The organism is Massilia orientalis (assembly GCF_030411975.2).
In the GTDB taxonomy this organism is placed as follows: Bacteria; Pseudomonadota; Gammaproteobacteria; order Burkholderiales; family Burkholderiaceae_D; genus Telluria; species Telluria orientalis.
Genome location: NZ_JASNRB020000040.1, coordinates 1 through 24,505, shown reverse-complemented (window position 1 = coordinate 24,505; position 24,505 = coordinate 1). Strand labels below are relative to the sequence as shown.

Sequence of the window (24,505 nt, the reverse complement as noted above, 5' to 3'; positions counted from 1 at the left end):
CTTACTTTTTGACTTTATATAAAACGCCATTTTTTCCCTCATAGTATGCCACATTAAATTGCTGCGCGTTCTCTTTTGCGACCATTTGCGTCGCAGTATCAAATGGAATTCCTCTCTTAAGCATCAAATCACTAATCTTGTCATTCGTGGCGTCATCTAATTTTTGGAAATCCACGTGTCTTGGCGTGTCCGCCGTTCTCACAAACAGATATTGCCCCTCACCGCTTTGCGCCATAATCATATTTAGATTGTTATTTATCATGTATGCGGCATCAGCACCGCTTAACGAGGCATTTGTATAGCCTCCCTCATCTTTAGAATATGGGTGGGTATGAAATACACCTTGCACTGACAGATCAGTTGATACGTTTAGATCTGGGTCGTATGATCCGCTATTTCCGCTAGTGCCCATATTGACAAGTGAGATCTCATTCTTCGTATTCGAAGCGATAATCCCGCCGTATTCGATGGCTTTGCCATCTTTTAGGCTTCGCCCCCAAAGCGCATTGAATTGATTCTGCATTGAATTAGAGAAAATTATTTTTGCTGGAGCTGAGTCGACAGTGGCAATATTCTGAAGCTCACTTGCCTTGGTGATTGTCGGCGCTGGTGCAGAATCAGGAATTCCGATGGTCGCCATAATAGCATTTGTTTCTGCGCGGAGGGCGTCCCCGAAACGAATCAGATCCGCATCAACATCAGCCTCAAGTTTTGTTTCGAAATTAGAGTTTTTCAGAGAGATATTCTTTGGCCGCGCTGCTACTTTACCTGTAGTACTCACTTCTTGTCCTAGATTGTTAGCCAAGCTATTGCCCAACGCATTGCCAAACGAGTTCCGAACAACCTCTCCCGCCCTCCACCCTGCCGCTGACAGCTCATCGTCAAAGAGGAACTGCTTGCCGTGATCGATATTGTATTGTCGTTGAGCCTCCAGACCTGATGAAAGTGCAACTTCAACCGTGGAGATGCCGATCTGCGCCCAATCCTGCTTGCCAGGAATGATGAGATCCGTGATCAGGCTACTAAAAAACCCGCTGATCCCGCTCTTCACTGCCCCCTGTGCGAAAGCGCTCCACCCATTTTCCCCCATCGACTTTCCAACGGAACTCATCGCGTCGCTATTGCCAATGCCAGCGGAAATCGCCGACTCGGCCACCAAAGCCCAGCTGAATTTCTCCTGCTGGTGCGCTGCAATCAGCACGGCTCGGCTAGCGACACTGTGTAAGGCTGCGTTGACTACGGGGTACGCAGTAAAACCGTTGGTCAGCGAACCGACGCCTGCGCTGATCGCGGCGGTAATCGCCGCCTTGCCGACGCTCCGCCAGTTCATGCCATCCTGCACCCCGGCCACGATGCCGACCGCCTGCGACGCTACGTTGGTCGCGGCAGCGGTCAGGCCTGTTGCGACCATCTCCGCAGCAATGCCCTCGAGTCCTATTTCGGCGACAAAGCCGGCGATGTAAGGCGCCACCACACATGCCACCACCACGGCCACTACCACGATGATCAGGGTGATGCAGTTCTTCTTGTCCGGCGGCGGCGGCGGCAGGTTCGGCGCCGTGCTGCCCACCAGTTTGCCCATGTTGAAATCGAGCTTGTTGCTGTCGGTCATGGCTGCGGGTGCAACGACGCTCGTGCCCGCGACCAGCACGCTGTCGTGCTCCAACCGGTTGGCGTCGGCGATGCGATACCACGCGTCCGCCGTGCCGTACACGCGCTGCGCAATGCTTTGTAGCGTGTCGCCCTCGCGTACCACGACAACTTGGCCCGTGGTCGGGTTCTCGCCCGCCTCCGCCGTGATTGTGCCGCCCGGCGTCACCATGCTTTGATACGCGTCCTTGTTGTAGGCATCCCAGAACGCTTTCTTCTGTTCGTCCTGGAGATCGCCGAACGAACCGTAGTTGGTGCTGTAACGCAGTTCCAACTCGCCGCCCATCAGGATTTGGCGCTGCTCCACCGTCGGCGAGTTCCAGCTCTGCTCGCGGCTGAGCAGGATGTTGCCGTGCGCGTCCACGATGAAGATCTTCCTGGACGTACCGCTCTTCGGTGCGTCGCCGTCCGTGGTGTAATCGACACCGACCAGGTTGCCGCTGGCATCGTACACGTCGGTGCTCGTCGCGTTATTCCCAGTCTTGCCCGCGAGCTTGCCACTCAATACTGTCAGGTGGCCCGTGGACGACGCCTGCACTACGCCATTCGTCAGCGTCCTGTACGTGTTCGTATAGTCGCTGCGGATGTGGTCGTTCACCATCGCGTCGGTGTGGTACGTCACCACGTTACCCGCGTCGTCGAACGTGTCGTTGACCATCATGGTCTTGAGACTGCCGTCGTCCTTGAGCCCCTGGTCGACCACCAGGCGTCCCTGCGTATCGTAAGCGCGGATGTGACGCTCATAGCCGCTGGTGGCCGTGGCGGCGCGCACGCCGTCCAGATACGCATTCTGGTCGTTGTAATCCTGCAGATCGGACTTGTACTTCTCCAGAGCCTGGTCGTACGCGAGCTTGTCCTTGTCGTACTGCGCTTTCTTCACGTTGTAAGCGTCGATCACGGCCTGTGAGCTGCCTGCAGGCGGAGCGGTCGGCTCGACCGGCGCGACCGGTTCGACCGGCGCCGGGATGCCGGACGTGATCGCCGGCGTCGTCGCCGACTTCTCGTCCGTCAGGACCACGCGTCCCGCCGCGTCGTACGCCGTCTGGAACACGACCTGGCCGTTCACGCTGGTGCTCACCAGGCGGTTCATGGCGTCATAGCCGTACGATTCCATGTGGCCCGCCGTTCCCGCCGTCTTCAGGTTGCCTGCAGCGTCGTACGTGCGGCGCTCGGTCGCGCCGCCAATCGTGCCGTTGGCATCGAGCGCGCCGGAGATCGTGACCCGGTTCAGGGCATCGTAGAAGAAGTAGCCGTCCTGGTTGCGGTCGATGCCTTTGCCGACGGCCTTGGACGTGTAGCGGGTGCGATTGCCGAATCCGTCGTATTCGTAAGCGATACTTTGGACGCCCTGGCCGGTATCGCCCGAACTGATCGTCACCACACGGTGCAATACGTCGTAGGTAAACGTGTTGTCCGCGAACGTTACGCCGCCCTGCACGGTCTTCTCGCTCAGGCGATTACCCGCCAGGTCGTAGGTGTACGTGGTCTGCTTGTTCAGCGACGGATATCCGTAGCCGCCACTGTTGTAATCGGTGATGCTCTTCAGCTGCCCCGCGCCATCGTAAGCGTACGTCAGAGTCTGGCCCTTGCTCGGCTGGCTTGCCGTGCGCAGCTGGCCCAGGTTGTCATACGTGTACGCCGTCACCCCGCCGTCGTAGCCGGTCATGGTCTTCAGGCGGCCGTAGCTGTCGTACTCCCACTTCGCCTGATGGCCCAACGCGTCGGTCGCGGTCAGCTTGCGCCCGTTCGCGTCCCATGTGGCCGAGGTGGCTGCGCAGCCTGGAGTCTTGGTCCAGGTGACGTTGCCGTAGAAGTCGTGCCGGTAGTGGGTGACTTCGCCAGCCCCGTTCGTCACGCTGGTCAGGTAACCGAGTTCGTCGTAAGCAAACGTCTCGGTCAACGCACGGGTGTCGCTGCGGACTGCAGACATGATGCCGCCGGACTGCGTGACGCCGTAAATCTCGACCGGCGCATGGGTCACGCTGGTGACCTGGCCGATGTGGTTGTAAGTGTAGTGGACCGCACGGTCGGCCATGATTTCATCGGTCAGCACCTGGTCGAATGCGTCGTAGGTGTGCTTCTCGATGACGATACCGTTGGTCTCCGCGCTGAGCAGCTTGCCCGATGCCGTGAAACTTTCCGTGGTGACGCGGTAACGCGCGCGATTGGCGTTATTGTCCGCCTCACTGGTGACCGAGGCACTTTCGCGATCAATCGTTCTGCGACCGACCAGCGCGCCTTGCGCGCCAAACGTGTACTCGAAGGTGCGTACGCGTCCGCCTGCCGTGCCGTCCGCCTTGGCGTAACGTTCGCTCGTCACGCGGTTTTTCATGTCGTAGGTGTAGCTCGTCGTCGGTTTCGGCGTCAGGATTGAGGTGTTGGCTGCCGGCTCGGTCTTGCTGAGCAGGTTGTGCCAACGGTCATACACGTAGGTCGTTACCGGACGGTAGCCCCCGCGTGACCGCGCCGTTTCGCTGAGGACGTTGCCTTCGGCATCGTACTTGTATTCGACGCGGCCGAGAGCGTTACCCATGCTGTTCGCGTTCGCGGTCGATACCGTGTATGTTTTGATGTCGTAATCAAATCCGTCGGCACCGTCGCTCGTCACGACCGCCGTCCGTCGTCCCAGGAGGTCGTACACATAGATTTCGTCCCGGCCGTTCTCATTGGTACGCCACATGCGGCCGGCAACGTCGTATTCGTAGAATGTGATGTCCGTGCCCTGCTGCTTGCGCGTCAGTTCGCCGAAGGCGTTGTACTGCAGGGCCAACGATTTGTAGCTGTCCGTCAGCAGGCGGCCGACTTCATCGTAGGTGCGCGCGAACTGGCCGAAAGCCGCATCCTTCGTGTAGCTCAGGCCCTGGCCGATGGTCCAGGTATCGGTCTGCAGGCCGCGCTTATCGTAGGCGAAATACTGCGATACGCCTTCCGGATTGACAACGTGGATCGCGTTGCCCTGCTCGTCGTACTCAGTCTTCGTGACACGGTCGTCCGCGTTGATGGCAGCCGGAGTCGGATCGGTGGCCGTGATTGAGCCGTTGGCGTATTGGGTCTGGAGCACGACCTTCCCGGCCAGGTTGTAGCGATAAGTCGTGAGGCCGTAGCGATCGCCAATCTTATGGGTGCCGTCGATCACCGCCGTGAGGCGGCCCATCGCGTCGTAGAACATGCGCGTCGGCGAGTCAGAATCGGTGGCTCCTGGCCCCCAAGCCTTGCTCATTGTCACGTTGCCCATGGCGTCGTACTCGGTGACGCGCACGTGCTCGTTGTTGGCCTTGCCGCTGCCGTCGGTCAGGCTCTCGCGCACGACGCGTCCGACCTTGTCGTACGCCGTCGAGGTGATGCGATCGTTCGCATTCGCCACGGCGGTCGCGGCGACCAGACGGTTGCCCGTCCAAGCGGCAATGGCGACTGCATATTCGCGCTTGCTGGTGACGTTACCGGCACTGTCGTAGCTGTAGGTCGTCTTGTATCCGGCCGCGTCCACTGACGCCTGCAGCAGGCCGCGCTGGTCGTAGTAGTTGTTATCGATGAGCCAGGTGTTGGTACTCGCATTGAGCAACCTGGACGTTTGGATGACCGAACCGAAGGCGTCGTACACGTAGCGTATCTGCGCGCCTGCCGTCTGGCTGCGGTTCGCGCTCGTGGCACCAGAATCGTCGACGTATGCGGCCGGCTGCGTCACCTGCAGCGCACGACCGTCCATGTCGTAGGTCGTAGTGATCGTGCGGCGCTTGGTCTGGTCGAGCTGGGCCACCAATGTCGCGACGCCGGCGACGGTCGGCTTGTCCTGGCTGACGGTGATCGCGCCGTCGTAACGGGTCAGCGAGGTCTGTTCGCCCGTGCTGTTGTACGTGTACTCCGTAACGTTACCCTTCGCGTCGATCTCGTAACGCAGCTGGCCGATCTCGTCGTACACGTTGCGGCTAACGTAGCCCGCGACGTCCGTCTTCGTGATCACTTTGCCCAGGCGGTTGTACGTCATCGTAACGATAGCGTTCGTAGCCTGCGTGACCGTCGTACTTCCCGGTACGTAACCGGTCAGCTTGCCGAAATCGATGCTCACCTGGTTACCCATGCTGTCATAGGTAAAAGCGGTGACGATCGTCTGGCTGTCGCCCGTTTCGGTGCGCTTGATGAGCTGTCCCAGCGCGTCGTATTCCATCGTAACGACGCGCCTGACGGAGGTGCCGTCTTTGCCCTCTACTTCAGGCGACGTTTCCTGCAACAGGTTGCCGGCAGCGTCATACAGGTAAGTCCACTCGTGTTGGTTCTTGTCCTTGAACGACTGCTTCTGGCCGAGCTTGTTGTAGTCCGTGGTCTCGACCTTGCCCTCGGCATCCGTATGCGTCGTAACCTGGCCGAGCACGTTGTACTCGAAGTGCTCGGTCTGGTCGTGCTGCGCGTCGACCGTCACGCGCGCGTCCAGTCCGCCTGCGGTCCAGTTGCCGAATGCGCCATCCGCGAACACAGACTTGGCGAAGCGGGTCCGTGCAATCAGGTTACCCTTCGCGTCATACTCGAACTTCTGCGTGAAGCCGAGCGGATCGACGCTGTAGATCAGGTGATTGGCAGTATCGAACACTTGGTGGCTGGTGCGGTCCTGCGCGGCTACCTGGGTGACCTTCGCAGCGATACCGGCCACGCCATATGCCCCAGCCGCCACTGTGGCGGTGTTGAGCCGGGTGGCGTAGATCGTCAGCGTGATCATGTTGCCCGCGCCATCGAACTGCTGCTGACGGACCACGCCTTCGCCATCGATCGCGTAGATCAGCTGGCCGTTCTGGTTGTAGGCCATTAGATTGACGCGGTCGCCCATCGCCGGCGTTGCGCTCAGGGTAGCCGGATCAGAGGTCGAGCTAGTCAGGGTGCTGTATTGGACCTGCTTGACCGCATTGCCATAGATATCGTAGGCAAATCCGGTGGCGGCGACCAGTTCGTTGACGGTGACGAGCACACGGCCATGCGTATCGAAGACCTGGCGCACCGTCTTGCCTTCCGGGGTAACGGTCTCGATTCGGTTGCCGGCCACGTCGTATTTGTAGCATGTGACATTGCCCCAGGCATCCGTGCTGGACACAAGCTTGCCGCTCGCGTCATATACAGAGCGCTCGAAGCGATCGTGCGTGGCGTCGGCCACCAGTTGAACCGCCGCGGCTAGGGCGTCGGCGGTGGCGGCGGTATCCGCGGGAACGGCCTTGGCAAAGGAGGTGCGCTCGATGGCCATGCCATCGTAGCGCGTTGCCGTAACGGCGCCGGCCTGGTCGATCGTATAGATCTCGCGGCCCACACTGTCGTACACGCTGCGCACGACGCGGTCGTTGACGGCGTCCGCGGCCGGCAGTGGGTAGTTGGGATCGATCGGCGTGCTATCCGCCGTCGGGACGTTCGTCAAGTTGGCGAATGTAATGTGCTGCAAGACGTTTCCGTCCGCGTCGTAGACGAGCTTGGTGACGCGTCCGGTGGCATCGACGCTGATGACCGGCCGGCCATCGGCATCGTATGCCGTCAGCGTTACCTTGTCGCCCGCCGAGGCGACCACGCTTTGCGGCATTGCGCCGCACGGCACGGGCTTAGAATAGATAACCCGCTTGACGATGTTGCCATGTACATCGTAGGTATAGCCGGTCACTTGGCCGGACTTGGTCATCGACCAAGCCAGGCGCCCGTCGGCACCGAAAACCGACACGTCGCGCGTATCGAGCGCCGCATCAACCGTTTGCTGGACGGCGGCGGATATCGCAGCGGCCGTGGCCGGCGTCTGGGGGTCGATGCGGCGGCCGTAGGCGACACGCTCCACCACGTTACCCATCACGTCGTACCTCAGCGCCACCACATAACCATCGCGGTCGATCGTGAAACTTGGGCGCCCCAACCCATCGTAGACGGTGCGCACACTGCTGTCGCGTTGAGCGTCCGCCGTCACAGCCGGCGCCGTCCCCGGCGTGAACTGGGCGCGGTTGATGCGCGCTGCGTAGGCGGTACGCTTGATTTCGTTGCCTTCGCCATCGTATTCGTGACGGATGACACCTCCGGTGGCATCCACCTCATACGTGAGGCGGTTCGCCGCATCGTACACGTAATCGAAGCACGCATTCGGTGTCGCCCCCGACACCAGCGCAGTGAGCGTCGTTGCCGTGAGCGGCGTCGTCGCCGTCGCCATGCGCAGGTAGGTGCGCGTGCTCATCACCTGGCCGGCCGCGGTGTACGTGTAGCTGTTCACGTCACCTGCGGTATTGATGCTGTACAGCACCCGTCCTGCCTGGTCGTAGACGTAGCGCATTTGGTCATCGCGCGTAACGTCGGCAATGCCAGCCACCAGCGTCGCCATCGAAGCTGCGTCGGCAGCCACCGGCACGGCAACCGTCGCGAAGTACACGGTGCGGCTCGTAACGTTGCCCTGGGCGTCGAATTGGCGCGCCGTGACGACGCCTCTCGCATCGATGCTGTAGATCTCGTTCTGGTCGGCGTCGAACACGCTCACGGAAACGCGGTCCTTGGTGCCGTCCGGAACGATCAGGTTGCCCATCGTCGTCATCGTGAGGGTTGCGCTGGCGGCGGTCGGGCGCGCCGCGCGATTGGCGTAGGCCACCGTCTTCGTGACGTTGCCAAATGCGTCGAACGTCCGGCTTGTGATCTGTCCGCTCGCGTCGATCTGCATGATCGCGTGGTTGTGGGCGTCGTAGGCCGTCAGGACGACAAGATCCTGGCTGCTCGATTGCACACTGGACAAGGCTGCGCTGGCGCCAACGACCGTAGCATAGTTGACCTGCTTGATCACGTTGCCATAGGCGTCGTAGGTAAATCCTGTCACGTGCCCAGTGGGGTCTGCGCTGAACAATACGTGGCCGGCGCTGTCATAAACAAAGCGCTCATGCAGATCGCCCGCATTGCCGGTCCCGAGCGCCGTCGTTAGCGCGGCACGATTCGCTGCCGTGGTGGGCGGCACCGGATTCGCGTAGCGGATCCGCTCGCACACATTGCCGCCGCCGTCGTATTTCATCTCGACGACCTGGCCCACACCGTCGACAGTGAACACAGGGCGTCCGTCAGCATCGGACACGGTCCGGCTGACCGCATCAGTTGGTGCGGCCACCACGGTCGGCACACTGCCAGTGATGTAGCCTGACAGGTTGATACGGGTCGCGTACGCCCGAGTTTCGATGAGCTGCCCCTTGCCGTCGTAGCTGTAGCGGGTGACGCCTCCAGTGCCATCAATGCTCCAGGCCAACCGGTTGGCTGCGTCGAATACGCGGTAGCTGGCTACGTCGTATGCCGAGCTCGTCATGGTCGGGACGGAGCCCGGCGCAAGACTGGTCGAGCCGGTGTATTTTTGCGCGTAGACGATTTGAGAGATCTGGTTGCCGGCCGCATCATAGCCGAACCTGCTGACCGTACCGGCGCCGTCGATGCTGCAGATCAGCATGCCGTCCGCGTCGTACACATAGCGCGTGCACACCGCCCGGCCATCAGCGGCGTTCCTGGAAACCGCTGCCGACACCGCGTCCAGCGTCGCCAAGGTCGTGGTTGGGATCGCGTTCGCGTACTCGACGCGGGAGATGACCTTGCCGTTGGCGTCGTAATGCTGTTCGATGACGAAACCCGGACTGTCGACGCGATAAATTTCGCGGTTGGCCGAATCGTACACACTACGCACGATGCGATCGCGCGACGAATTCGTGGACACTTGGTCGGCCAGCGCAATAGTGCTCACGGAGGTCGGCGCTGGCACTTTCGATGCGTGTATGACTACGCTAACGACATTGCCATTAGGGTCGAAACTCCGGTGCGTCACCACGCCATCCGGATCGACCTGCACCGTCATGCGGTGCAGGACATCATAGCCCATCAGGGTGACTCGATCGGCGCTGCTGGCGTGGACAGTGAATGGCTCATCTTGCGGAGTAATTTTCTGCGCATACGCCACCGTCTTCGTCAGGTTGCCTGCGTCATCATAGGTATAGCCGGTGACCTGCCCATGGCCGTCGACTTCCCACGATTTGCGACCGACGCTGTCGTAGCGGTAGCGCACATGCGCGTCGACACTGGAATCCGCCACGGCGTCCAGGGCCGCTGACACGGCTGCCGCCGTGGCTGGCGTCGTAGTGGCGATGGTATGAGCATAGCGGACGCTTTCGAGCAGGTTGCCCGAAGCGTCGTACGACATGGCGCTGACGGCGCCGGTGCCATCGATCACGTAGATCGGACGGTTCAGCACATCATAGACAGTGCGTACCAGCATGTCACGCGTGCTGTCAGTCTGCGGAGTGGGCGCGGTGCCTGGAGTCCAACCAGACATGTTGATGCGGTTCGCGTACGTCAGGCGGCTGATCACGTTGCCGTTACCATCGTATTGGTAAGCCGTCACGCCGCCCAGACCATCGACATCGTAGGCCACGCGCCCATCCTTGTCGTAGACATGGTGGTTGACGATGTCGAAAGTGCTGGAGCTCGTTAACGCATTGGTGACGGCGGTCAAGGTCGGGTTGGCGGTCAGGCTGCTCAGGGTGACCGCTTTGGCATACTCGATCGTCCGCGTCAGCCGACCTTGCGCGTCGTAGCTGTTCTGCTTCACATAGCCTAATGCGTCGATCGTGTAGACCAGACGATTCAAGCCGTCGTAGACATAGCGGATGCGGTTGCCGTTCGGGTCGACTTTGGCAACGACATTGCCGTTCTTGTCGTACTCATAGTTCTCCGTCAGTGCCAGACCGGATGGATCGTTAACGGCGCGGATACGGCGGCCCAGGTCGTCGTACACATAGTCGGTCAGTTCCCCGCCAGGCGCCTGAACACGCACGACCTGACCACGCTCGTCGTTCGTATACACAGTCTTGAGCTTCGCGCCGCCGGCATCGTAAGTCTGGCTGACCTTCGCGCCATCCGGGTCGTACTCGGTGGTCGTGACGACACCCGACGGGTCGGTAACACGTACGACGTGGCCTTGGGCGTCATACTCATAACACGTGCAGAGGTTCAATCCCTGTTCGTCGACTGTACGGCTCAACTGACGGTTGGCAGCATCGTACGTGTAGGTCACTTCCGTGCCGTTCGCGTCGCGGGTGAGCACGAGGCGGTTGGCGGCATCGTACTGATGGATGACCGAGCCCGCTGCCGTCACGACGTCGAGCAGGTTACCGTTGTCGTCGTAGTGATAGCTCGTGGTGTTGGCGTTGCCGTCCCTGACACTCAGCACCTGGCCATTGCGCGTCATCAGCGTTGTCGTGACCACGTTTTCCGGCGTCGTCACGGTGATGCTGCGCGCTGCCGTGTCATAGGCGTAGCGTGTCACGTTTTTGAGTGCATCGGTCGTCGTGAGTTGACGGTCGAACGCATCATAGGTGGTGCTGCGCTTACCGCCGGCCGCGTCCATGGTCTGCACCACGCGGCCCAGGCGGTCGTAGCTGGTCTGGCTGACATTGCCGCTGGCGTCTGTGCTGCGAATTACGCGTCCAAATGGGTCGTACTGTGTGCTCCGGGAAACGTAGATCTTGTCAGTGCGCTGCACAGTCGAAGTCTCGAGACCACGGCGGTCGAAGTTGTGGATGGTGATCACGTCGGCACCGCCGATCGTGCCCGGTTGCGTGCCCGCAACCACTTCTCCGAACGCGTTGTACGTCGCGCTGCTGACATAGCCCATCGCGTCGGTATGTTCGACGACGTTACCTTCCGCGTCGTATTTCGCGTGCGTGCCACTGTTCTGCGCCGTCTGTGCGTCGCGTGCTACGGCCAACGCCACCAAGGCGGCTGCATTTTCCGTGTCCGACAGCAGACCGCCGACCATGGCCGTCACGGCCTTTTCCGCAACCCGTGTCGCATAATTCGTCGTGGCCGTCTGACGTCCCAGCGTGTCATATTCGTTTTCGATCACTTCGCCGAGCGCGTTGACAGTAAAGCGCAGTTGCCCTTCGTCGTCGTAGAAATACACATTGCGCTGCCCCTTCGGCGCATTCGTGCTGGTCAGGCGGCCGGCGATGTCGTAGTTGTAGCGGATGCCATGTTCGGCCCAGACTGCATCGACCTCGGCTGCGTTCATGCCGTCCACGATCAGGGCTGTACCGAGTCCATCAAGTTGCGCCGTGAGGCGGCCCAGTGTGTCGTAGCGCTTGAGCGTGCCTCGCGCATCGCCGGTGCCACGCGCGCGCATGGTGGACGTCAGGTTGCCGTCGATGTCGTATGTGTATTCGGTGACGGTGCCGTCGGCCGCGGTCTGACGTGTGAGCCGGCCATTCAAGTCGTACGCGTTCCTGGTGTGATGATCATCCGCATTGGCGGCAGGACGCAGCGAAGCCAGCGTCGAGATCGTGCTGACCGGGGCGCGTGCCGGCATGGCGTAGCGGATCGTGTCAATGACGCGGCTGGCGTTGTCGTACACGTACTCGGACAGGTAGCCCTCGGCGTCGACCTCGCCCACCTTTCTGCCCAAGTTGTCGTAGTAGCTGTACGTTACGCGGTCGGCACTGTTGGACAAGGGGAGGTAGAAGCTGATGTAGTCGTAGCTAGCGCCGTCTTTGTACGAAGGGGCGCCGCCGATTAACCAAAGCGTTTGCGAGTAGACCACGGTCTTCACCAGGCGATTGGCCGCGTCGTAGAAATACTCGGTCGGATAATTTTCGGCGTCGACGCTGACGCGAAGTCTGCCATCGGCATCCACGCAGTTCCACACCTTACGGTCGGACGCGCACGCGCCGATGACAACCTGGCGCACACCTGCGGTCACCGTCTGCTGCACGGCTTGAGAAATCGCCGGTGCATTGGCCGCGTCGCCGGCATACGAGGCCACGATGGTGGCGGTGCCGACGTCGAATGCATTGCTCGGCAGGTTGAGCGTAGCGACGCCGCGTACTACCGCGGCAGTGCCCAGAACCGTCTTGCCGCTGATGAAGGTCACCAGCCCCCCGGGAACATTGCCGTCAACGGTCGCCGTATAGGTGACGGCGGCGCCCTGTCGCACCGGTCCAGCCGGGGCCTGGAGCTTGACCGTGACCGGTGCGCCAATGATGGTTTCGTCCACGGCAGCCGACATGCTCGCCGCGTTCGTGGCATCGCCCGTGTAAACTGCCGTCAGGTGGTTGGTGCCGGCGATCAGTGCGGTCGTCGCCAGCACCGCAGTGCCGTTCTGCAGGGCCACCGTGCCCAGGACGGTAGAACCGTCGTAGAACGTCACGCTGCCGCTCGGCGACCTGGCGCCGGTGACTTGCGCGGTTAGCACGACGGTCGTGCCGAGGGCGACTGTGTTCCCGGAAGCACTCAACGTGGTCGTGGTCGAGCCAAGGTTGCTCGAACCCGGCGTGGTGTAGGTCTCCAGGCGCGCGACATTGTAGACGTCGCCCGCATAATACGCGGTCACACCGGACAATCCGTCCGCGGGGATCCGCACGATCAGGCTGGCCTCCCCGTTCTGAACCGCGCTGGCGCCCAGCACATTGCCATAAGCGTCCCTGAATGTAATGACGCCTGTCGGATCAGCGCCCTTGACAGACGCGTATAACTCGACCATGCCCGAACGGTTGAGCGGGTCCGGGCGGCTCGACAGCACGACTTTGTCGTCAAATTTGCTGACGAGGCCACCACCGTGACCACTACCATAAGCGACGTTCCTGACCTCTGCTGCCTCATTGCGGTCGTCGCCTGAATACACCAGGTTGTAATAGTGGCCGAAATCCGCCATCTTATTTGCGGGTACCAAAAACACGGCCTGGCCACCCACCAGTTGGGCCGAGCCGAGGCGTTCGCCTCTGTCACTGCTGTACAGGACGATCGTTCCAGTCGGCGTCGGCGTGCCAGCAACCGTCACCGTAACCTTGGCGGTCACGGCCGTTGGGCTTGACCAGCCAACGACGTTGCTCTGGGCATCGAGCGCCTGTTCGGTCGCAGTGATAGTGGCAGTTGCCGGGCGACCGACTACATACGTTACCGGCGCAGAATACGAGATGTCGACTGCCTGCACCGAATTACCGGAATACACCACGCGGTATTGGTGCTGACCAGCCGCGACGTTCGTAATGGTGAGGCTCGGACTCGAATAGTCATCGGTCGCGTTCACACTGCCCAGTAGCACATCGCCATCGAAAAAGCTGAACGACCCGGCGTTGACGGTGCGGTAACTGTTGTAGTTCGGTCTGGCTGTCAAGGTGACTGTGTCGCCGGCTACTGGTGCATCCGGGGTGACACTCAGCCGGACCTCGAGTGGATCGGCGGGAACGCTCACGCTAACCGCCTCAGAGGTGCCCGTCGCACGCATATTCGAGGAATAGCTGTCGCCATGGTAGATCGCGGTAACAACGCCACTGTCCACCATGTTCGGTTCGACGTTATCGAGGACCGCCTGGCCGGCCCGCACGGTCACTACGCCGATCGATTTTGTGCCAACAAAAAACTCCACGGTCGAGTTCCCGTCGAGCTGTGCGGCCATCGCGCTGCTCGGATAGGCGACAGTCGCCTCCATGCGCAAATAACGCGGATCACCCGTCGTCAGGCGATCCACGCGAAGAGCCGGATTGATCGTCGCGGGTGCCATCGTCAACGTGCGCGCCAGGCCGTTTGCTCGTGAGGTCGGCGAGTTGTACTGGTCACCGGAGTACACGGCTGTCAACTGCGTTGTCGCCGATTTGAAGTCGCCGAAGTCCAACGTGGCGCTCCCATCGACGACAGGCGCACTGCCAACGATGCGCCATCCGTCAAAGAAAACGACAGAACCGGTGGGGGGATGGGTACTGTCGATTCCTTTCACGCTGACGTGCAACCTGGACGATTGGCCATAGGTGACGGCGGCCGGTGTCGCCTCGAACGAGATATTGCTCGGCGACGTTGTCTTTGCGGGCGCGGCGATGGCCCCTAAAACGTTGGCGATGTAAAGCCCATTGTCGACGTCGCTGGGGGCATTTGCGCCATCGCCCGAATATGCCGCCGAAAAGAATGCAGACGAGCCGTAGTAGGTCGATTCCAGCGTGGCGACGCCGTCGACCACCTTGGCCGTTCCAATGGCCTCGTAGTCCCTGAAGAAGGTCACCAGGCCGGTCACAGGCTGTCCCGAGGAACCGGTCACCTTTGCCGTCAACGTAAACTTCTGGCCACTGACGATTTGGCCGGGAGAACTTGAGATGGAAACTGAAGTCGGTACCTGCGCAGAGACTGTGACCTGCTCGGCCGCTTCGGAGCGCGATGCGATATTGTCGGCGTCGCCGGCGTAGCGGACGCTCAACTGGTTCGACCCGACCGGGAGATTGCAGAGGGACAGGACGGCGTGGCCGTTGAACAGGTCGGCACGGCCGATGGCGGTCGCACCGTTGTAGAACGTGACGTTGCCAGTGGCGTAGCCATTTCCCGGTCGAGACACTGTCGCCGTCAGGATCACCGGCGCACCTTGGGCATGCTGGCCGTCCGGAATGTCGAGTGAGATCGACGTCGGCGACTGCGCAACTTGCTGGACGAAGTTGCCGATGACGAAGCCGTTGTTGGCATCTCCCGCGTACATGGCGGTAATGTTGTTCGCGCCGGCCGGCAGCGTGTCGACCGAAATGCTGGCGCTGCCGTCGACAATTGGGGCCCGTCCGATCTCCTTGTTGTCCCGGTCGAAGAACACGACCGTGCCGCCCGGATGCAAGCCGGCGACGTCGGCGCGCAATGCAAACGGCACGCCCTGGGTCGGTAGTGCGTTGGAGCTCGAGATAGCGATCTGCGAGGGTGTATTCGGCACCTGGACAGGTGACGAGACACTGGTCGCGTTAACCGCGTCGCCAGAATACGTGGCGCTCACCACGCCCTGCCCGTCGATGTAACCCGGCAGCACGAATACCGCCCTGCCCTGTCCAATCAGGTCACTCTTGCTCACGCTGGCGGTTCCAAGCGGCTTGCCATTGCGGTCGAAGAACGTCACCAGGCCCGAAGGCTTGACCCCGGTGATGGTCGCCGTCACCTTTTGCTGCGGTCCATTTATACCGGCAACCACCTCCATGACAAGATCAACCGCGCTGCTGACCTGCTGGACGACCGCAGAAGGATTGCGGAAATAGGTGGAGCTTTCGGACGCAATGGCATTGCGTGCATCGCCGGAATACACTGCGTGCCAGTAAGCGTTCCCCTGTGCGCTTCGACGCGTGGTAAATGTAGCCACGCCATTGACCACGTTGGCGCTGCCGATGACGGTGTCGTCGTCGTAGAACGTGACCGCGCCGGTCGGACTATTTCCGTTGACGACAGACGTGAACGTGACCTCCGCGCCAACGCTCGGGTTGGGCGGCGATACGTTAAGGGTCATGCTGGTCGGCGCAACAGCGACAAACTGCGCGATCGAGGACGTGCCGACGGCCAGGTTGCCGCTGGCCGTGAACCTGGCCTGGACGCTATAGGTGCCGGGTGCCGGCCATGCGGCCGCATCCACATCGATATTGACCGTGCCGCCGCTGATGCTCCGGGTACCCCGGCTGACCCCGTTGACGAAGAGTTCGACGGTACCGTCACGGTAGGGACCATCTACCCTGATCGGGATGGAAAAGGCCGAGTCGGCCACTACCCGGCTGTTCGGCAACATGAACGTCACCGCGGTCGCCGGCTGCGCGGCGGTCGCGGCCACCGTTGAGGTTGCCGGCGCACGGGAAGCGTCGCCCGAATACACCGCAGTCACATTGAGGGTGTTCGTACCAGGCAAGATCGTGAACAGCGCTTCGCCTTTGACGACGTTGGCACTGCCGATCAGGATGTCCCCAGAATAGAAGCTGACCGTGCCCGTCGCGGCCGGATCGGCGATCGTGGCGCGCATGTAAAGACGGCTGCCCAGCGCCGTCGCGTCGGTGCTGTAGCCAAGCGAGACCGTGGACGGAGTACGGGTCTCGGTCTTGGTGACATTCGTCCGAGAAAGGCATACCGCATTGTTCAACACTGCGGTCGCGTTGTTCGCGTCACCCGCATAGCTGACGCCGACGTAACGATAATCACTGCCGACATCGCTGGCGCTGACGTTCAGCGAGGCCACGCCATTGACCACGATAGCCGTGCCGAGGACCTTGTAATAGCCTGCCGATCCGCTGGCGCCTCCGATCGCAGTAAACGTGACGACGCCGGTTGGCGACGCGCCCCCGGCGAGCGTAGCGCGCAGTGTGGTCGGCTGGCTCAGGCTGATCGTCGTCATACCGCTCGGCGTAACGGAAATCGTCGGCTTGGGCTTGGCCATGATCTCGATCGACAGCGTATTTTTCGCGACGCTATCGGTGAACCCGCCGCTCCAGCGCGAATATGTGGCGCGAATATTGTGCATGCCCGCACCCAGATTCGACACGGCCAGCTTTGCGATACCATCGGCCTGCAGCCAAACGGAACCGAGGCTGGTATCGCCGTCGTAGAAAACTACGCGACCGTCGTAAGCCGCATTGTCGTTCAGGGCAAGTTGTGCCGTCAGCACGAGCGTGTCGCCCGTCGCCAGCAAGCTGACCGGACTGCTCAGGGTTACCGACGCTGGAAGCGGGGTGACGGTCTGCGTGATCGTGCCCGCGACACTGCTGGCGCGACGCGCATCGCCTGAGTAAGATGCCGTGATCTGGTACGTCGCTGGCATCAACGCTTTGCTCAAGGTGAGCGTTGCCACGCCATCGATCACGGGGGCGCAACCGTACGATTTGCCGTCCGGTGAGACAAAGGCGACGGTGCCGGTGGGATTATCGCCCACGACCGTCGCGATTAATGTCACGGGATCGCCATATTTCGTCACCGGGGTCACACTGGAGATCGAGATTGTCGTCGGCTCGGCCAACACGGCCATCTCCACCGATGTCGAGGACGTCGCAGACACCACTCCATCGCCATCGTATTCCGCACGCAAGTGGCGTGTTCCGCTCACTTGCGACTGGCAGGCGAGGACGGCCTGGCCGTTGGAAATGGTGGCCGTGCCGAGCACGATATCGCCGTCCATGAAGCGCACACTGCCGGTGGCCGCAGTATCTCCAAACGTTGCCGTCAGCGTCAGGGGGGTGTTGCCGATGACGCGGGTACGGTCGGCGATCAGCACGAAGTCGTGACTGCGGTCGACCGTTTGGGTCAGGATGTTCGAGCTTGCCGGGCCATTCAGCCCATTCTCGGGGTCGTGCGTGTAGAACGCGTGCAGCGAGCGGCTGCCCAACGGCAGGGTGGCGACCGTGAACGTCGCCATGCCATGGTTCAGGTAGGCGCTACCCAGCAGCGTATCGCCGTCGAAGAACGTCACCACACCGTGCGGGTCGGTGCCTTTGACGTGAGCATTGAGGACGAGCGGCGCGCCGATAGCAGTAGTCGCGGCCGAACTGGTCAGCACGACCTCGGTAGCCACGTCGAATACAGTTCGGTTCACCACTGCAGACTGACTGGCACTGCTAGCCGCATCGCCCGTATATTCAGCCCGCAGTGCGGCCGGCCCACCCGATAGCGCCACATTCAGCATGGCGACGCCGTTATTGAGCTCCCCCTGACCCAGCAACTGGGTGCCGTTGTAGAAGTTCACCATGCCGTGTGCAACATACAGCCCACCCACCTGTGCAAGCAAGCGATATTCGTTGCGCGCCCCACCCTCCACCGGATTGACAAGGAGCTGCGTCGTCGTCGCGACGGTCTTGACGGCCAATGTACGCGTGGCCGATTCACTCGGTCGCAGGCCGCTCACCCCGCCGAACACAGCGGTAAATGCATAATCTCCGGCCGGCAGCCTGCCGAGATTGATCGACGCGGAGGATCCGTCCCAGCGTCCCACGCCCACCAACGTACCGCGGTTGTAGAACGCCACCGGCGTGTAACTCGGGATGCTGCCGCCGGCGACGGTAGCCGTCAGCGTGATCGGTGCGTCGACCGTGGTCGACGAATTCGAGTTCAAGCTCGATGGGCTGAACGTGAGTGTCGTCGTGCTGGCGGGGCGGTTATCCGATGAGGTTGCCGGCGGCGCAGCGGACGGCTTGACGCATACATCGATGACATCCGTGATGGCCTGCTCGCTCAGGTTATTGCTCGGGTAGCCGCCGGAAGTCATCCGAACCGCCGCCGCAGTGATGTGCGCAGTGCCGATAGCGACGATCGACGTAGTCAACGTGGCTACACCGGCCGCATTGGTGCGCGAACTGCCAAGCAACACGCTGCCGATATAAAACGACACCGTCGAATTTATCAATGCCGCATTGTTCGAACCATCTGCCGTGGCGACGGTGGCCGTCAAGGTCAACGGCGCGGCCTGCTCGAGCATCGTCGAGCTCGCGGACAAGCTGACCACTGGGCGCGGATTGTCGGTGACGACCTGGTTCGACACATACACCGAAGCGCTTGATGCGGCACGGTAGCTGTCGCCCAGATAGTAGGCGTAGACAAAGCCCGATGATCCGGTCATGATTTCGGAATTCAGGGTCGCAACACCATCCACCACTGGCACCGTACCAAGCACGACGCCAGTCGCCGCGTTCTTGAACTGTACCTGACCGCTGATCGGGGCCGGATTTTGCCAACCGTTGATCTTTGCCGTATACACGACGCTCTGGCCCACACGAGCGTAAGGGTCACTCACCGTCACCGAAGTCGAGCTCGATGCCGGCTTCACCATCAAACACACTGGCTTCACGACAGGCGCTGCATTGCCAACACCGACGTAAACCAACGTCAGATTGTGCTGCCCGGCCGGCAGCGCAATCGTCATTGACATGGTCGTATCGGAGAGGGAATCGATCACCGCACGCTGAAGGACATTGCCGGTATCGTCGAGAAGGGTCATCATGCCGCCCGCCCCCGCACCCGTAATCTTCGGATATAGGTACCACGTATAACCGATGGTGGCCGTCGTGTCAGACTGGGTAGTGGTCAGCGTCACCAAAGTCGGCAGGCTGTTCAAGCGCTGAGCGACGCTCGTGGCGTTATTGGCGTCACCGGAATAAACAGCGCGGATGTCGTCCGGCTGAACGCCGAGGTTCAGCAGTGACAACGAGGCGTTGCCGTTGGAAATCGTCGCGCAACCCAGAAACTTGTTACCCGGCCCGTAGAAATCGACCTCGCCCTGTGGGTTGAATCCGGTAACCTTTGCGGTTAATGTCGTCAACGTTCCGTTCGAAACATCGAACGTGTCCACATACAACGCGGTATGCGAAATCGCGGTCTCGACCGTCTCGTCGAACGCCGACGACACACTGCCCACATGATGGATGTCGCCCGAATACGCCGCGACCACATGGGTGACGCCGGCCACTACGTTTTTGATGCCTGCCGTCGCCACGCCATTGATCACTTGCCCCGTGCCAAGCACCTCGCCGTTCTGGTCATAGAACGTGACCGTGCCGGTCGGGCGAACGCCGCTGACCGATGCCGTCAGCGTGATCTCGCTACCGACGTTGGTCGTACTGTCCGACGAGGTCACCGTCACAGTACTCTGCGCCAGGCCGATCGTTTCCGTAAACAGGTTCGACGTGCTGCCGGCATTGGCCGCATCGCCGAGGTACACGGCCTTCAGACTGTGCGCGCCAACCGGAAGGGTGCTAAGCGACAGCGCGGCGACGCCATTGCGCACTACGGCATAGCCGATGGCAGTGTCGTCACTGAAGAAAGCCACCATGCCCGACGGATTGGTGCCACTGACTTTGGCGGACAAACCGAGCGGTGCGCCATAGACGGCGCCTGACAGGTCTGCGGATAACGTGACGCTGCTCGGCTGGGACTGGGGCGCATCGGTTCCCAGGACCTTCGACGTGCTGCCCGTGTTGGCAGCATCGCCCGAATACACGGCCGCGATGTCCGAATGACCGGCCGGCAGGCTCAGCGCGGTAAAGGTAGCCACGTTATTGACGACGGCCGCGCTGCCCAGCAGCACCGAACCGGCAAAGAACGATACCGTGCCACTCACCACATTGGTGCCGGCGGCAGTGACGACAGCCACGTAGGTGTGTGCCCCGGCAGTGCTCGACGCCCGGGTTTCACTCAGTTGCACGGACGTGCTACTGCCCAACAGTTTCAGCGCGACGTCGCTGCCGTCCCTCAGCAACGACATATCGACCGGCGTCGCCAGCCGATTAGTCGCGTAAGCGCGTGACTTGCCGTCGTACAGCGTTTGCGTAGCGTAGCCGAGCGCATCAATCTGCCAGACGAGGCGATCGTCAGCATCGTACAAATTCCACGTTTTCACGTCGGTCGCGCTGGCAGCCGGACGGACACTGTCCAGCGTCAGGTGCAACGCCTGGTCGAGCTGGGATGCGACGGCCCGCGCCAGGTCGAGCGTACGCGCCATGAACGGCAGCGTGGCCACGAGTGTGGCGTACGTAATGGTCTCCGTGCGGTCGCCGTTGGCGTTGTACTTGTATTCGGTCAGGCGTCCGATCGGGTCAATCTCGCCCGTCAATCGGCCGGCAGCATCATACGTGTACGCATGCTTGCTGCCGTCCAGGTCCTGCGCTACGCGCAAATGACCCATGGCGTCGTACCAGTAGCGGGTCTCGCCCAGCGCGTCGTGGCTGTCGCTCTTGACGACCGACTTGAGCTCGCCGGCTTGGTTGTAGACCGACGTGGTCACGAGACCATTCGCCTGGGTCATCAACACACGGTTGCCCGCATCGTCATACACGGCGGTCGTGGAACCGCCGGCGTTATCGGTGGTGGCGAGCACGCGACCTAGTCCATCGTAAGTGGTGCTGGTAAGCAAGCCACTCGCCGCGATCGTTTGCAGCAACTGGCCGGCTTGGTCGTAGACCATCGTGGTGACGCTCTGGCTACCATCGGCAACGCCAGCCCCCGCGGTGTCGACCTTAGCCCAGGTCGTGATCGACTTGACCTGGCCGCGGAAATCATAGCCGTAATCAGTGCGCTGGCTGGTTGACTTGTCGGCGATACCGTTGACCCAGTTGACCAGATCTGTTTCACCCAAGCTGTAGTTGGGCGTATAGGTCTGCCCCGCGTACTTGATCACGCTCGACTGGTTGCCGGCTGCGTCGTACCGATATTCGGTGACGCTGTTGCCATCGCTCACGGTAAACCGCAGACGGTTGCGACTGTCGTAGACGAAGTGCTTGGTGCCGTAGAAGCTTAGGACATTGTTGGGCGTATTGATCTGCACGGTTTCGGACAGCAACTGGTTGTTCGCGTTGAACGTGCGCTTCACAACGTTTCCCATGCGATCCGTGGACGAGATCTGGTTGCCGGCATCGTCATACCGGAACGTGCTGGTATTACCCATCGCATCCGTCTGCGACAGCACGTTGCCCCAGATGTCATAGCAGTAGCTCACGCTCGGGCTGACGCCATTCACCTGCGGGCCCACGATCTTCGTCAGGCGGCCCTTGCTGTCGCTCGTGACGATCGTCAGGTTGCCATGAGCGTCGGTGATGCGTGTCTCGGCTCCTGTCGCCGGCGTCTTGATGTAATTGAGCGTTGCCGGCACGCCGTCGAGCTGCAGGCCGGCGATCAGCTGCGGATCACCCGTCGCGGTGCGCAGTGCGTCCATCGCTTCATGGTCGCGCGTGTGGTACAGGGCGTACGTGATGCGTTCCCACGTGTCACCCTCGCGCACGCGGTAATACGGCGGCACGGTCACGTTCGTCGCGTTGATGGTGAAGCTCAGCGTCGCCGGCACGGGGCTCAACTTAGCGTCAGGGGTCAGGTTCGGACTGCCCAGCGCGGTCTTCAAGGCAGCGACCGCCGCCGGTTCGGTGGTGTGGTACAGCGCCTGCGTGATGCCAGCCCACGTGTCGCCGGACTTGATCACATAGGTCGAATCAAGGATGACGGTGGCGCTGGTGGTGTCGACCTCGCTCGTCGTAAATTTGCTTCTATCGACGGCAAGATTCATCTCGATCGTCTGGTCGCCGATCGTGTCCAGTAGGCTACCGTCGACGGCTACGCTGACGGGTACCGCATTTAAAACATCGTCGTAGGAAAACTTGGTCGTACGCGGAACACCGTCGACCACTTGGGTCAGCGTGTCGACCAGCCACATCGTACCGATCTGTTTGTATGTGAACTGCGCCTGAGTCCCATCGCTCTCGATGACACTGGTCAGGCGTTTGCTGGCACCAGCATACGAATAGGTCGTGACATACGTCTTGCCGTCGGCAATGCTGTTATCGTCGGGCGTGAGGTCAACGGTTACAGTATTCAGCCGATCCAGGTCGTCATAGCCGTAGCGCACGCGCGTAGTCACCGTCCCGTCTTGCTTGACTGTGCGAATTTCCGTGAGGTTGTTGCCGGTATAGATCAGCAGTTGTTTTTCGCCACTCTGATCGCGCACTTCCGTGAGCTGATTACCCGTGTAGACAAAGTCGATTCGATTACCGCTCGAGTCGGTCTGCTTGACCAGTTTGCCGGCTCCGGCGGACCAGGTATAAGTCTCGACAAGGCGCGAACTTCCGTCAGTCCACAACCATTGACGATTCACGGCATCGTAGCTCAACGTGTCGTGCGCGCCCTCCGCTTCGGCGTTGATATAGGTGCTGCCGTTGTAGCGGTAGATCGCGCGTGCGCCATCAGCATCCGTTCTGGTAATGGTGCTGCCAGTCGTATTTAGCGCTCCTGTCAAACTATCGACGCTACGAAAAAAGCCGAGGCGCCAATTGTCGTCATTACCGTCGCCATCGATCATGCCCTGACTGTTATAGGTGCGAATGGCAAAGACATCGATACCCGTGCTCTTCAGCCGATCATCGTTATGCTGGAGCACGAGGTTGCCGCTCGCACTATTAACGTAAATTTGCTCGCCGTGTCGTCCGAGGGCGGAGGAGCCGGCCATGGCATTTTGTTTCGTTGCAAACGAACTGAGGCTCAAACCCAAGCTATTACCGCTTATGATTGCTACCATTATTCCCCCTGTTACCACATTCAACCGTCGGCGTCGTATTGCATAACCGTGCCGAGCTTGCCCATGGGCAAACGCCCGCCCCGCCAATGTATCCACTAAAACCTATGTGTTGTTTATTGGAACTTAAATTTGCATATGAGAAATATCAATGCCGCATTCTGGGGTGGGGCGGTGCTGCGTCCGAGTGACGACTCAAGATCTAACAACTGGACCGGCCAGACTGGCGCCTCCAGCTACACGGCGCATTCCTGTCGATTAGTTGCAATTTTCTGTGCAGCCCCCGCGGGGTGATCTGACGCGCAGCGTGCGGTACGCAGCCGTAAAGTCCGAAAACGGCGTAAAAACTCGGCCTATCGGATTCGACATAGACGGCTTTGGGTCGAGCCGAGCATGAGACAGGGTGGTAACTGTTGGGATAATGCTGTCACTGAATCGTTCTTCAATAACCTGAATAAGAACGCATTCGCAAGCGCATCTACAAAACCCGGATCTGGCCCCGGCCGACATCTTCGATTACATCGAAGTCTTTTACAATCGGACCAAGCGCCACAGCGATCTGGGCGATGTTTGGCCAGAGGCATTTGAACGCGCCTCAGCGTGAGGTCAGCATTTGTCTAGTGAACCGGAGTTAGTCCACATTTCTGCTTCATCGGAACCGTTATTCTGAGCAGCGAGACAATACCTGCCAGATGGTACCGACGCTAACCGCATATGACGGTGTTCAAACCGCGTGCGGCGCCCCATTTCATCGATTTGATCGTTACGACCACGCCTCTAGGGATACGGCCATCACAGGCATATCGGTACCATCATTTATCTTGCCTCGCATAATCGGGCGGGTGCGCGCGGCGCTGGTCCTCGGTTGCGCGCGCACAGCGTCAGCGCACGGCCAACATCAATGGCATTCACACCGTCGCCTATAACCTTTGCTGTCACGTCCGCCTAAAATCGGTACATTTACCAAACTACCAATTGACCGTTCTGCGTCCTCAACGTGGAATAAAGTGGACCCATCAGTCAAGACACTCAGCCGGCTAGTTTAAGCTGTGTCCGTTTCCACTTCAGCAGCTGCCCGGC

Annotated in this window: 1 protein-coding gene and 1 pseudogene; one reads left to right on the top strand and one right to left on the bottom strand. The window is 60.7% G+C overall.

Annotated elements, in window-relative coordinates; genetic code table 11:
* Window position 1 precedes the first annotated feature (1 nt).
* Window positions 2–23,359 carry an Ig-like domain repeat protein gene (locus QPK29_RS31665; protein WP_371772197.1) on the bottom strand — a complete coding sequence of 7,786 codons (23,358 nt, stop codon included), beginning with the start codon at window positions 23,357–23,359 and terminating at the stop codon, window positions 2–4.
* A gap of 453 nt (window positions 23,360–23,812) precedes the next feature.
* On the opposite strand from QPK29_RS31665, the pseudogene QPK29_RS31660 reads away from it, so the two are divergent.
* Window positions 23,813–24,029, top strand: a pseudogene (locus tag QPK29_RS31660) (IS3 family transposase); the annotation flags it as partial.
* Window positions 24,030–24,505 lie beyond the last annotated feature (476 nt).